This is a genomic window from Chryseobacterium antibioticum (assembly GCF_012927325.1).
GTDB classification, from domain to species: Bacteria; Bacteroidota; Bacteroidia; order Flavobacteriales; family Weeksellaceae; genus Chryseobacterium; species Chryseobacterium antibioticum.
Genome location: NZ_JABBGI010000035.1, coordinates 1 through 13793, shown reverse-complemented (window position 1 = coordinate 13793; position 13793 = coordinate 1). Strand labels below are relative to the sequence as shown.

General features: G+C 37.8%; 13 protein-coding genes and 1 riboswitch. Of the genes, 3 read left to right on the top strand and 10 right to left on the bottom strand.

The features are described from left to right. Positions 1–200: 200 nt before the first annotated feature. The 7 genes from HHL23_RS19980 to namA all read right to left on the bottom strand — a co-directional run bounded on the left by HHL23_RS19980 (position 201) and on the right by namA (position 6908). Entirely contained in the window at positions 201–1613 is a 1413-nt protein-coding gene (locus HHL23_RS19980) for a T6SS phospholipase effector Tle1-like catalytic domain-containing protein (RefSeq protein WP_169236512.1), read from the bottom strand. Between the two features lie 44 nt (positions 1614–1657). Continuing rightward, complete coding sequence (locus HHL23_RS19975; RefSeq protein ID WP_169236511.1) at positions 1658–2710, bottom strand: DUF2931 family protein; 1053 nt, start codon at positions 2708–2710, stop codon at positions 1658–1660. Continuing rightward, positions 2697–2867: a hypothetical protein gene (locus HHL23_RS19970; protein WP_169236510.1), complete on the bottom strand. Its 171-nt coding sequence runs from the start codon at positions 2865–2867 to the stop codon at positions 2697–2699. The genes HHL23_RS19975 and HHL23_RS19970 overlap by 14 nt, the downstream gene beginning before the upstream one ends. Before the next feature lies 1 nt (position 2868). Then, positions 2869–4800, bottom strand: coding sequence for a type VI secretion system Vgr family protein (locus HHL23_RS19965; RefSeq protein ID WP_169236509.1), 1932 nt, complete (start codon positions 4798–4800; stop codon positions 2869–2871). Between the two features lie 164 nt (positions 4801–4964). Beyond that, positions 4965–5369 (bottom strand): type VI secretion system tube protein TssD, encoded by a 405-nt coding sequence (gene tssD, locus HHL23_RS19960; protein ID WP_169236508.1) that lies wholly within the window; start codon positions 5367–5369, stop codon positions 4965–4967. Positions 5370–5552: 183 nt separating this feature from the next. After that, a complete protein-coding gene (locus tag HHL23_RS19955; protein ID WP_169236507.1) occupies positions 5553–5846 on the bottom strand; it encodes a DUF2752 domain-containing protein in 294 nt (97 codons plus the stop codon). A gap of 9 nt (positions 5847–5855) precedes the next feature. After that, positions 5856–6908: an NADPH dehydrogenase NamA gene (gene namA / locus HHL23_RS19950; protein WP_169236506.1), complete on the bottom strand. Its 1053-nt coding sequence runs from the start codon at positions 6906–6908 to the stop codon at positions 5856–5858. Positions 6909–7007: 99 nt separating this feature from the next. On the opposite strand from namA, the gene HHL23_RS19945 reads away from it, so the two are divergent. The 3 genes from HHL23_RS19945 (at position 7008) to HHL23_RS19935 (ending at position 10915) form a co-directional block, all read left to right on the top strand. Then, on the top strand, positions 7008–7490 hold the full coding sequence (locus HHL23_RS19945) for a cytidine deaminase (RefSeq protein WP_169236505.1): 483 nt from the start codon (positions 7008–7010) through the stop codon (positions 7488–7490). A 300-nt stretch (positions 7491–7790) separates the two neighbouring features. Continuing rightward, positions 7791–7967, top strand: a riboswitch (cobalamin riboswitch). A 31-nt stretch (positions 7968–7998) separates the two neighbouring features. Further along, positions 7999–9858: a TonB-dependent receptor plug domain-containing protein gene (locus HHL23_RS19940; RefSeq protein WP_169236504.1), complete on the top strand. Its 1860-nt coding sequence runs from the start codon at positions 7999–8001 to the stop codon at positions 9856–9858. A gap of 13 nt (positions 9859–9871) precedes the next feature. Further along, a complete protein-coding gene (locus tag HHL23_RS19935) occupies positions 9872–10915 on the top strand; it encodes a YncE family protein (RefSeq protein ID WP_169236503.1) in 1044 nt (347 codons plus the stop codon). Between the two features lie 162 nt (positions 10916–11077). Here the strand turns inward: HHL23_RS19935 and HHL23_RS19930 are convergent, their stop codons facing one another. The 3 genes from HHL23_RS19930 to HHL23_RS19920 all read right to left on the bottom strand — a co-directional run bounded on the left by HHL23_RS19930 (position 11078) and on the right by HHL23_RS19920 (position 13543). Continuing rightward, positions 11078–12499: a CCA tRNA nucleotidyltransferase gene (locus HHL23_RS19930; RefSeq protein ID WP_169236502.1), complete on the bottom strand. Its 1422-nt coding sequence runs from the start codon at positions 12497–12499 to the stop codon at positions 11078–11080. A 45-nt stretch (positions 12500–12544) separates the two neighbouring features. Then, positions 12545–12889, bottom strand: coding sequence for a nuclear transport factor 2 family protein (locus HHL23_RS19925; RefSeq protein ID WP_169236501.1), 345 nt, complete (start codon positions 12887–12889; stop codon positions 12545–12547). 105 nt (positions 12890–12994) lie between these two features. Beyond that, on the bottom strand, positions 12995–13543 hold the full coding sequence (locus tag HHL23_RS19920; RefSeq protein ID WP_169236500.1) for an L-threonylcarbamoyladenylate synthase: 549 nt from the start codon (positions 13541–13543) through the stop codon (positions 12995–12997). Between the last annotated feature and the right edge of the window lie 250 nt (positions 13544–13793).

Sequence of the window (13793 nt, the reverse complement as noted above, 5' to 3'; positions counted from 1 at the left end):
TATCAAAAGCCATAAACACCATAAAACCATCCAGCAGACATTCAAAACAAGATTCATAGGAATTGACATGCCACTGTTTCCCCCTATTGACTGAACCGGATGGAACCATGAATCCCAGTGATCACACACGTAAATCAGTATAAATCCTGCTACTAAAATTCCGATTCTTAATGTCAGATGTTTATTCATTGGATAAAGGATTAATGGAGGACTCTTACTCTGTCTGACGTAGGATCCATTCCTATTCCTTCTCTTCTTGCCGACCAGTGCAGGTATTCGTTTCTGAGGATTCTCAGGTCGTCCTGTTCTTTCATTTCTTTCTGGTAGTCTGCATATTTCTGTTCTGGTATTGATGCTCCTCCGTATGCAGTCTCAACATCTTTATACCTTTTAAAAACATATTGTTTCCCGTCTGCCATTGCATAAGATCTCAGCCTGTCTTTTACCCTTACCAGCAAAGGATCTCCTGAAATAGAATAGGTTTCGTCTGTAAGTTTTTTTATCGTCAGAGGTACTGTTTTCTGAACACTATATTCTGCCATAAAATGCAAAGGAACATAGCTGTATCTTTTTACCAATTTACGGGTTCCTTTTAAGGAGAGATAAAAGCCCGGGTTAATGGTAAGCTGATCTTCTTTGTACCAGGCATCTGCTATAAGCTGGCTTCTTAATGCTTTTAATTTTGCACTGGTGGTCCAAGATGTTTCAATCTCCTCCCAGGTCTCTACGCCATCTTCATAAGCTCCTCCTACATCACAATGGACGCCTGGAAATATTTTCTCTATTCCCACATGCACATTCGTAAGGTCAAAATTTTCTCTATGCTCATTTTCTGCTACAAAATGAATAACGGTTTGTGCTCTTCCGATATCATTCAGACTCAATTCTTCTACATCATTGTGAAAGTTTGGTGTGGCAGAAAAGTTTTTCGAATAAGAGGAAACAGTATCATAAATACCCAGAAATCTCACCTTTATTACGTCCACTGTAATTCCGGCTTCCTGCAGTTTCAGACCCAAATGTCCCCATTTCGGAAGTTCTTCACCTTCTACTCCGGTACCATCACTGTCATAGCGGGAGGTTACCGTCATCCCTTCATGTGAAACGGTAGTGGTGGTTGCTTTATATTTTGATTTTCCTATTTCATGAACGAAATTACGGGCTGCTGCTGCACCACGGCTAAAACCGAAAACATCGAAAGTAAGAACTGCAATCTTATCTGCTTTTTTGGCGTTCTTGATATTTTTTACTTTTTTTACGATCTCTTCGCATCCTTTTCTCACTTTACTCCGGATCCCGGTAGCCCCTGTTCCAAAAGCATATCCCAGCATAGAATCTTTTTCTTTATCTTCAGTTCCTATCCCTTCTATGTAGATGCCAAAGTTTTTATCGTAATTGTTCCACAAACGGGCTACGTTGCTCCAGTCGTTATTATAACTGTTATTATCTGTGGGTGAGCCTCCATTTTTCTTATATTCAGGAGTCTTCCCTATTCTTTCGGTAGTATTGGTTTTATTATTCAAAGTTCCGTCAAAAAACATCCCAAGAGTAATGTCTAATACTTCCTCTTTGGTTATTTCCGGTGTGTACTCTCCAAATTTATTATTGTGCATCGTTCTTATTTTAATTTGAGTGACAGAATAACAATAAAATATAATTAGTCTATTTTACGGGATAATCTGATTTTTGCTTTTGTAACGGGCAGTTCTTCATTTTCGCTCTTTAATGATACAACGGCGCCTGTATTATCGGCATTAACCTTGATTGTAAAATCTATATTCTTTTCCTTTCCGAACTTTTGGAACAATTCAAAAATTTCTTTCTCGTCAAAAAAATCTATCCATACTCCGTATCTGTTCTTATTTTTGTCTTTCCAGTAAAAACCACAGAACTTTGGAACCGCTCTTTTTGTATAGGTATCAGCGGCTAAGCTTTCACCGAAAAGATTTTCCTGCTCGCCATTATAGTTGGTCAATCCGAAATCGACCCATTCGCTACCTTCCGGAAGGATCACTGAGGGTTTCCAGCTATACCTTTCTCTGTATACATCATAAATACCTGCATCAGGATAACCTTCCTTTTCTATTTTAGCTCTGATTTCCGGTTTAAATGTTTCATAAGACGGATCTTTAAGCATCCTGTCTGCAAAACCTTCTTTCAACATATACTGTGCATTTTCGTATGCTTTTTCTTTGGTAATCAGGGTATCCTTAGCTTGAAAAACGCCTACTTCTTTCTGGTTACCCGGAGCATTAATCCATAAAACCACGCGTCCTTTTGGAGCTAGTCCTACAATAAAATTGGTGTACGTGGTTTTCTTTCCATTGTCCTGATCTATAAATCCTTTTGCAAAAAGACTTTTTATTTTCTCTTTATCCAGGTCCCATTTTCCGGTATAAAATTTATTTTCTACCAGAGAGTACCAGGTAAATTCCAGTTGAGAAGGAATGTTCATCTGTCGGGTTTCTACACTCATTGTTCCGCCTTCATTTCCCCAACCTGTATTCTGCGTTCCCCAGATAGCATCAAAGCCGTAGGTAAAATCATCCGCAATAATGGCTCCTTTGTAAATTTCCATCGGATATTCCTGCGGTGCCGAGAGGGTTCCTAACCAGCTGTATTTTTCTTCCATTTTTTTATTTTGACAATCGATTAATGAGAAACTACCTACAATAAAAAGAATCAGAATTCTTAATTTATTTGTTTCCATGGGACATTATTTTCTTATTGCTTGCCAAAACAAGGTTGTTTTTCTGGGCTTCTACATTAATTTTCTGTGCAATTTTCTCAACCTTTTTGCCGACATTCAAATGATAAGAGTCTGTGACTTTTATGTGTATATTTTTAGCTGTTTTGATGATGGCCATATCAGAAAAGTTTTGATTTTTCAGCACTGTTGAATTCTACAATCTTGCCGCTTTGCATCGTCATGTTTTCCAGCTCGCTGAACATGGATATTTCTCCGGCTATTTCATTAGAGGTTTCAGACTGTCTTTTGAATTCTTTTTCCACCATTTCCGTTCTGGTATCAGAAGACTCCCGGATATCACCGGAAGCAGTCTGAACGATATCTTTTCCGGCTGTGGAGATAATACTGTCATTGGCAGAAGTGTTGATTCCTGCTCCTGCACTGACAGAAATTTCTTTTCCAGCAGTGATGTTGATATTATCTCCCGCATTCAGGGTGAAATTCTTTGGCGCTTTCATACTGATATTGCCTGCACCATCCATAAAATAGATATTTCCGCTGGGGTCCATAATTTTTACACTTCCTTCTTCATCATTCATCAAAATCCTGATCCCGCTTCTGGTCTGGATAGATTTCAGGTGATTATTGATTCCTCCTCCCAAAGCAATTCCTCCGTGGAACATTCCTCCCATGACGAAAGGTCTGTCCGGGTGACTGTGAACAAAATTGACCATCACCTGATCTCCGACTTCCGGAATGGCTACATATCCTCTGTTTTGTGTGATCTGATCGGTTCCTCCCGCGTCAGGACTCATCATCCTGATAAAATGTGTTGTATCGCTCGTCTGCCAGTCAAACTGTACCTGTATTCTACCCTGTCCTTCCGGATCTGTATTGGATATGACGACCGCAGTCTGAGGTTCAGCTTTAGGAATCTTATACTCTGGTCTTGGGATAAATCCTGTATCTGCTGCTATTCCTGTAAAGCTTCCTTTGTAATGGCCTATCGTATCGATTTCATGCTCAGCCTCTGTAATCATAATTCTTGTGAAGTATGAAGTCTCATTCGAGTCTGGTTTTCTCATCTGAACATCGGCTATACATCCCGGATGAAGAAAGGGAACTGTGGTATTTCCTGAGATGGAAAATACATTGACGGCCTCGCTTCCTGAAGCACTTTTCTGTGAATATTCAACGTCAAGATGGGTTGATGCTTTGATAGGCGCTACCTGAAGCGCAGGGGTTTTATAAATATTATTGTTGTGCTCGTACGCTGTTTTGGCAATGTCACTTACATGCTGAATAGGAGTAAATCCTGACGTCAGCTTTTCATTTTTGTTGCTGTTGTATCCGTAAAACTGGGGTTTCGTATGCACGGCTTTCAGTTCCACTTTTATATCATTGGCGCTGCTTCCGTAGGTCAGGGTAATAGGTTTGTTCTGAGGTGGCAGTTTTCCAAAATGAAGGACTTCTCCATCATAAAAGAACTGTTCGCCATATGCTTCAGCCATCCTGGCCAAGTAGTTGTAATGCGTTTCGTCGTACTGACTGCTGTAAATGATCTGGGAAAAATTATTGGCATCCACCCTGATATCAAAACGGCCTTTATCGATTCCCTGTTTGATTACTTCTTCAGCAATGATCCCGATATTTACAGGCTGGCCTCCTCCAAAACTCTGGATATGGGAAGCACCATCCAGCAGAATCGTAGGACTGCATCCGGTAAGCACAATATTTCCGAGGCTCATTTTTTCCTGGCTGAATGCGACTCCCGTGATAATTCCTACAAAGGTTCTTTCGGGGCTGTTTTCAATATCTTTATAGGCAATGACTGCCGTAAGACGCTTACCGAGAAATTTATTGGCCTCTTCCAGCGAATGGGTCTGGCGGTCTCCCAAAGTATCATGAGCCAGGGTAAGCGTGAATTCATGATGACGCTGGGTGCTCTGTTTAAGTTTAAAATGCTTATAAAATTTGATGATTTTTCCTTCTATGACTAAGGAAAGCTTTACGAGACGGTTGATGCCGGTATGATGATTTTCGGACACCCCATCTGCATTCTGTGCTGGGCGAAAAGCCGCTCCCTTTGATTTTTCAGGTGTAGTAGACATATTTTATAAAGTGATTTGTGTGTTAAAAAAAAGTGTATCTATTATTCATCCAATCGGGAATTTTTGAAAATAAACAAATATTCCTTGCCAGAAAATAGCATTCACAACAGGTAAAAAAAGACCGTCTTGATGGACAGTCTCTTTGTATTTGTACTACTCAAGACTTAGCTTAATGGCCAGAATCCGTCATAGATTGAATTTCCGTAAGCTATACTTTCTGCACTTATTACGAAACTTACCAGCATATTATTGCTGTCGATGGCATCAAAATCCATTTCATGGTGGATCACATATCCGTTTTCCCATTTTAGGGTGATAAGTGTTCCTTCTTCATGAGATTTATTAAAAGTAACTTCACCGCTTGTGGGCTTGTATTTGCCATTCAATAAACTTTCCAGAATATCAGATTTTTCAGTGGCTTCGATTGTTACTTTAATCAAAGCGTTTGATGGATCGGACGCTACACGTCCTGAAATATCTGTAGATCTTGATACGCTGTAATTAAGCTTTAATAGTTTTTGTCCTTCACCTCCATTGAATTTTAAGATTCCTCTTGAATTTCCTGCCATATTCTTACATTTTAATCATTAATGATTATACTTTTCACAAAGTTTGTCTAACAAAGATAGACTTCAAGCTCTAATTTAAAAAGTTTTTATCTAACAGATTCATATTTTGTAGTAATTCTACGACTTTTGTTCTATTAATTTTAAATAAACATTAAAAAAATACATAGTTTCGGTTCTGCTTTTTCAATGAGAATGAATGTAAAAATGTTTATAATAGTAAGATATTATCATAATGATCAGATTTACAACCACCATAATCATCAGCATACGCCCGTACTTCCTTTTTTGATCTACAAAACTCAAACCTAATGTAAAAAAAAACAGCAACACGGTATAAACAGCCGGATACAAATGAAAAGCTTCTGAAAATTTCCCTTCAAAAACGAGCATAATGGCTCTTTGGGCACCGCATCCTAAGCACTCAACTCCCAGAAATTTCTTACTGGGACAAGTCAGCATAAAGTCTTCGATTTTCATCCCGGATCTTTATGACGAAATTTTAGCTCTTGTATACTGATGAGGAAAAAAGCATTCTTCTTTCATCTCAAATGACCCCTGAACAGCCATATATGGGTTTCTTAAGATCGCTCTTGCTACAAATATCAGATCTGCATCTCCTTTCTGCAGGATCTCTTCTGCCTGTTCCGTTGTAGTAATCAATCCTACGGATCCGGTTTTCACTTCAGCTTCGTTTCTGACCTGAGAGGAAAAAGGAACCTGATAACCATCAAATACGGATATTTTTGCTCCGTGAATATTTCCTCCGCTTGAAACATCTACGAGATCTACAGAATGTTCTTTTAAAACTTTGGCCAGTTCAACACTGTCATTGATATTCCATCCGTTTTCAGCGTATTCGGTTCCGGAAATCCGTACAAAAAGGGCTGTATTTTCATCAAGTTCTTCGTTGACACCATCTACAATCTCCAGCAGGAACCGGATTCTGTTTTCAAAGCTTCCGCCGTACTCGTCTGTCCGTATATTGGAAAGTGGTGATAAAAACTGGTGAATCAGATATCCATGCGCCCCATGAATTTCGATGATATCAAAACCTGCTTTTACGGCTCTTTTTGCTGCTTCTTTAAAATTCTGTACCTGTTCTTTGATTTCTTCCACGGTAAGAACGTGTGGAATTCTCTCAGATGGATGATAAGGAATAGCACTCGGAGCAATGGTTTCCCAGCCTTCCTCAAGAGGAATCTGCAGATTATTCCAGGTGGAACCTTTTCTTCCGGCATGGGCCAGCTGAATTCCGATCTTACTTTCTGAACGGGAATGGACAAAATCAACAATTTTTCTAAGCTCTTCTGCCTGCTGATCATTCCAGATTCCCATGCAGTGATTGGTAATTCTTCCTCTTGGTTCTACTCCGGTAGCTTCTACCATTATTAAACCTGTCCCGCCCTGTGCTCTACTTCCGTAATGTACAAAATGGAAATCATTTGCGATCCCGTTTTCGCATGAATACATACACATGGGAGACATTACCCATCTGTTTTTTAGTTCTATATTTCGGAATTGTATTGATGTATATAGCATTTTATTTTTTTGAATTTCAATTTAATAGTGAACAAAAAAAACATTGTCCAACTGATGAAAAAGAAGTAAATTTGGCCCCCTTTTTAGCCTGACTAATATATGAAAAAAGACATACAGATCAGTTACGAGCACTTTAAAAACAGCAGTGAACTGAACGATATAGAAAAAACATTATTTGAGAGAGCAAAACAAGCCCGTGAAAATGCTTATGCGCCCTACTCTAATTTCCTTGTGGGATGTTCCGTTTTGCTGGAAAACGGTGAAATTTATTCCGGTAACAACCAGGAGAACGCAGCTTATCCGTCAGGATTGTGTGCAGAAAGGACGACTCTTTTCTGGGTGGCAGCCAACTTTCCGGATGTAAGAGTAAAAAAGATCTTTGTTGTGGGAGGTCCTAAGGAATTTCACGAGAAAAACCCTCCAATTCCACCTTGCGGAGCCTGCCGACAGAGTTTAATAGAATATGAAACAAAACAGAACGAAAATATAGATCTTTATTTTTCAAGTATGAATGATGAAGTGGTAAAGGTACATTCTATCAAGGATTTGCTACCGTTTTATTTTGATTCGACGTTTTTATAGCCGAGAAAAGTGAGCCTGCTTTGTCAATGGTGAATTTTGCTTCGCAAGTCAAAAATGAATTTTAAAGGTGTTTATCCTTACCATTCAATTGCGAAGCAAAATTGACGATTCCCTATTCACTTTTAGGCTTTTTATCAATTTTGCTTTGCAGATGAATAGTTAATTTAAAGAACTATTTTTTAATTTTTATAGTATCATTTCCGTTACTGATAATTATACGTTTAAAAAAATTCCTTGCTAAGCGGAATTCACCATTCATTATTTACTTTTTGTCATTTTTGCGCAATACATTTAAAAAGTTATCTTTGCAAAAATTTTGGTTTCCAGTGTATTGGAAATAATAGGGAATTGGGTGAGATACCCAAACTGTCCCCGCAACTGTAAATCGCATTAAGAGTTTCTGCAAAAAAACCACTGTTCATACGGGAAGGTGCAGAACGCGAAAGTCAGGAGACCTGCCAAAATTATAACTAAAAACACATTGCTTTCGGAGGAAAAGTAAAATTGTATGGATATAAAAAGATCTTTATTACTGCTTTGTACGTCTTATGGCAGCTTTCTTTTGGGACAGGAGAAGGCCGTTGACACTATTTATATTTTCGACAGCCAGATGAGCAAAGTAAAACTTTTTCATCCGGTACGTACGATTACTCCAAAAGATATGGAGAAAAACTCAACGAACCTTTCTGAACTTTTACGCTATCAGTCTTCCATTTACATCAAAGAAAACGGCCGTGGTGCTGTTTCTTCTCCATCATTCCGTGGAACAACTGCCCAGCAAACGGCTTTTGTATGGAACGGAATCAACATTAATTCAAGTTTTTTGGGACAGGGAGATGTGAATAATATTCCGGTATTCGGATATGATCAGATCGATGTAAAAGCTGGTGGCGGAAGTGTTGTTTATGGTAGTGGGGCTATCGGAGGAAGTATTCATTTAAACAATATTTTAGATTTCAACAGGGGTTTTAAAGGTTCTGTTTATTCGGAAGTGGCTTCTTTTGATACGTATAATAATTTTGCACAGGCTTCTTTCAGTAATGAAAAGTTAAGTGTGAAGGTTTCAGGCAGCTATTTAACGAGCCAAAATGATTATAAAGTTCCTGAGTTTGTTGTAGGGAATACGGGATTCAATAATGTTAACGGAAGATATTTCAATACTTCAGTGAACATTGGGGCTTCTTATAAAATTGCTGATCACCAGACCATTTCCTGGCAGAATCAGATCTTTGATGCATCACAGCACTATCCTATTTTTGAGGACAACGGTAACAGGACTAAATACAACGCGCAGACTTTAAGAAGTCTGATCGCATGGGATATTCAAAAAAACAATCTTTCAAACAGCTTAAAAGCAGCTTATACGGAGGATAATTTTCAGTATTTTTCAAATCTTAATCTTCCTAAAGCAAGTGGTGCAGAGGGAAAGAATTATATTTTTAAAAATGATTTCAATTATTTCATCACGCCAAAGATCAATGTTAACGCCATTGGAGAATTTCAGGTGAATAAGGGTGAAGGTTATCAACAGGAAAAAGACAATCAATCCGGATTGGGAGTAATCAGCAGAAATGTGGGTTCCTTAGCTGGTTTAATCAGGTATTTTGCCACAAAAGATCTTCGTTTTGAAGCCGGAATTAAGAAGGATTTTGTAGAAGGTATATCTTCTCCCCTTCTTTATTCTTTTTCAGGAAAGTGGAATGCTTTAAAATGGTATCATGTCGGGGCCAACTTTTCAAGAAACTTCAGATTCCCCTCGTTTAATGATCTCTACTGGCAACCGGGAGGAAATCTGGATTTACTTCCTGAAACTTCCACCAATATTGACATGAACCATGAATTCAGTTTTGGAGATTTTAAAGTGACATTAAGTCCTTATTACATGGACATCAAAAATCTTATCAACTGGCTTCCGACCTCTTTCGGATATTGGGCACCGTTCAATACGACCAGAGTAGAGTCTTATGGTTTGGAATCGCAGGTTAGCTGGAATAAAACCTTTGGACAACATGCTTTGAAACTGGATGCAGGCTATTCCTATTCAAAATCAGTCAATAAAGACACTCAACTGCAGCGGATGTATGTTCCCATTCACAAAGCTGTCGGAAATATAGAGTATGGATATTCTTTCTTAAAGGTGTATGCTCAAGGGCTTTTCAATGGCCTTACCTATACTACTACCGACCAGCAAAGGTCGACAGCCATTGATCCCTATTTTATTTTGAATACAGGAATTTATGCCGCACTTTTCAAGAAGTACACTTTAGGATTTAAAGTGAACAACGTGACCAATACGGTTTATCAGACGGTATCTCTTTATCCGATGCCTAAGAGAAATTACAGTATGTATGCAACTATTAATTTTTAAACTTAAAAATATTATGAAACTGAACAAATTTCTACATTATCTTTTTGCTTTTGCACTTCTTATGGGCATTGTATCGTGTAACAATGATAATAATGATGAGCAGGAAATATTCTATGGCAATGGTTTTTTAATTGCTAATGAAGGTACCTATGGAAAACCTGAAGGAGACGTAACGTTTGTAAGTGCAGACTTAAACCTTAAACAGGACAATGTTTTCGCACTGAATAACGGAGGAGCGAAATTAGGTGATGTTTTACAGATGGTTGCTTTCAAAGGTGAAAATGCTTATTTGCTACTGAATAATTCCAATAAAATCCAAATCGCAAACCGTTATAATTTTAAAGCGGTTGGCCAAATTACAGCTGAACTTAATAACCCTCGTTACATGGCTTTTGCCAACAACAATATGTATGTAACAAACGATAAATATAACGGCGATAAATTTGTAAGTATTTATAAGGTTTCAGACGGTTCTTTCATCAAAAAAATCACTTTCACAGATGCTGCTGAGAGAATTGTGGAAGCTGGAAATAACATCTTCGTACAGAATGCTTCATTCGGTTACGGGAATAAGATTTCTTATATCAATACTTCTACGAACGAGGTTCAGTCTACCATCACGTTGCCAAGTGGAAACATCAACAAAATCATTTCAAGCAACCAAAATGTTTATGCTATTGCTGCCGGAACTGCTGATTCTTATATTTATCAGATTTCAAGTACAGGAAACATCACAAAGACAACGACTTTAACCGGTATCGCCAATGCTACCAATCTTGAGATTTCAAATGGTAAATTTTATTTCTCATCAGGAAAAAACGTTTACACAATGGATATGAGTGCTACAACAGCACCTACGTCGCCTCTATTCACGGTAGCGAACAGTGTTGATAATTTCTCTGCTCTATACGGATTCAGTGTAATTAATGACAAAATTTTCACTTCTGATTCAAATGGATTTACCCAGGCGAGTAAAATTGTAGTTTACAATACTTCAGGCGCTATCATCAGAGCATTTACTACAGGTATAGGCTCAAACTCAGTGTATCCAAACTAAGACATTAATACTTCGGTATTATCTATAAATTTTATTTTTTTTCATCATTTGTGTTTTTTTTCGGGCCGCTTCTTCGAAGCGGCCTGATTTTGTTTCACTGATTTCATAAAATAGCTTCGGCGGGACTTTGTCCCGCCGAAGCTATTATTATATAGTTTAAGCTTAATTGTATTTTAATCCCAATTTTTCAGCTTCAGCGATCACAAACTTTTCAGCTTCTTCCTTATCATTCAGGATCTCACCTTCCAGGATGGCTTCTTTCACTTTTTCTTTCAGGATTCCAATTTCTTTTCCGGGCTTTAGATCAAACATCTTCATAATTTCCTCCCCAGTGATTGGCGGCTGGAAATTACGGACCTGATCCTTTTCCTCCACTTCTTTGATTTTCACTGCCACATATTCAAAATTCTTTTTGAATCTTTCCTGCTTTTTGGAATTCTTGGTCGTAATATCTGCTTTACATAAGGTAAAAAGATCCTCCAGATTTTCTCCGGCATCAAATAAAAGTCTTCTCAGTGCAGAATCTGAGGCGTCATCAGTGATCAGAGCAATCGGTCGTGAAGAAAGCTTTACCATTTTCTGAACATACTTCATATCACTTCCCAGCGGCTGTTTCAGTCTGTGGAAAAGGGTCTTTACCATCTTTGAACCTAAAAATTCATGTCCATGGAAAGTCCAGCCTGCTCCTTCTACGAATTTTTTGGTTGGTGCCTTACCAATATCGTGCAGTAATGCTGACCAACGCAGCCACAGATTGTCTGTATTTTCGGAAATATTGTCTACTACTTCCAATGTATGGTAGAAATTATCTTTATGAGTTTGTCCTTCTACTTCTTCTACGCCTTTCAGTTCTATCAGCTCAGGAATGATCAGTTTTAAAAGTCCGGTTTCTTCCATTAATCCAAGTCCTACGGAAGGTTTTTTGGACATCATGATCTTGTTGAACTCCACCATGATTCTTTCCATAGAAACGATCTTGATCCTTTCCGCTTCCTGCCTAATTGCATTCCGGGATTTCTCTTCAATCACAAAATTTAATGTTGAAGCAAAACGAACGGCTCTCATCATTCTTAATGGATCATCAGAATACGTTTGGGCCGGTTCTAAAGGGGTTCTTAAAATTCCTTTTTCAAGATCTTCAACTCCATTGAAAGGGTCTATAAGCTCCCCGAAGTTAGCTTTATTTAAAGAAATTGCCATGGCGTTGATGGTAAAATCTCTTCTTTTCTGGTCATCTTCCAATGTTCCGCCTTCTACTTCAGGTTTGCGGCTGTTTTCGGTGTAACTTTCTTTTCTGGCTCCAACAAATTCTAGCTCAAGATCTTTATATTTGATCATCGCTGTTCCGTACGTTTTGAAGACAGAAACTTTTAATTTAGGATCAATATCTTTCGCAACCGTTTCTGCAAGCTCAATACCGCTTTGTTCAGTAACAAAATCGATATCGGTAGACGCTGTTCTCTTCATCAGAAGGTCACGGACATAGCCACCGACAATGTATACCGACTGGTTATTTTTTTCCGCAGCATCTGCAATGATTTTGAATAGTTTTAAATTTTTATTTTGGGTAAGATTAATTTTCATCGTTAATAAATAGATCGTCTTTTTTGTAGCAATATATTTTTTCCATTAATCATAATGGGCATACATTTTATTAATTTTTCCTTCATCATCAAAAAACATGACTTCCACAGCATATTTATCCATTATGGATTTATAAAATAAAGCCACAGAATCTACCCCCTCCGTTGATCTGATCAGTTCAAAATGCAAATCAGGGAATTTATTGAGTGCTTTTTCCCAATATTCACGGACTGCTTCTTTTCCTTTCAAAGTGCTCTCTTTTCCATCTGTAGCCAAGGCAATCATTGGTGTTGTCACCTCGATATTTTCGGCGTAATGGGATAATATATCTTCAAGATCATGAGAATTCCAGGCATTCATCCATTTTTCAGCAAACTTTTGGTGGTTCATGGCATGTCTTTTATCAGTTGAATAGTGCAAAGATAGAAATTAAAAAAAAGAAATCCTGCCGATATGCATTGACAAGATTTTAAAATGAAGGAATTATTTAGGATTTTATTCACGAAGAACTTTAATCCTATTGTCGCTCCATATTTTTATTACTGAAGAACCTGAATATTTTGAAACTTTATCTCTGTCTTCTTCTACCGCATAATCTACCAGCTTTATCATTTCCGGTGAAATATCCGAAAACTTCAATGGGCTCTTATCACCACTAAAGTTGGCAGAGGTAGAAACAAGAGGTCTGTTAAGTTTTGTAATCAACTTTCTGCAAAAATCCGTTTTTATCAGTCTGATTCCTATGCTTCCGTCTTCCGCAAGAAGTTCTTTTGGAAGTCCGCGGGGATTTTCATAAACAATAGTTACAGGTTTTTCGCTAAGGTCAATAATTTCCCAAGCCATTTCCGGAACATCAACCAAATCCTGAAGTCTCTTTTCAGATTCTACAAGAATGATCATTGATTTGTTTTTTTCTCTTTTTTTGATGTCAAAAATCTTGTTAACAGCTTCTATGTTGGTGGCATCGCATCCGAGTCCCCAAATGGTATCTGTAGGGTAAAGAATCGTTCCACCGGATTTTAATATTTCGATAATGTTTTCCATAATTTAAAAGGTTATTAAACCAGTGTATAAAGGTAAAAAAACAGGAAGGTTTAGCCAAAAAATATGGGAATAAATGTTTTATAGGCTTTGGCTAAAGCCACATTTGATTGATTATCATTAAAAAACGGGCTAAAGCCCAATGTCATTAAGTTATGGATTTAATACGTTGATTATCAGTTATTTTAATTGTTTTTTTGGTTTGTTTTTTGTATATTTAACAGTGAATCAAGCAGTTAAATCGAGAAGAAAA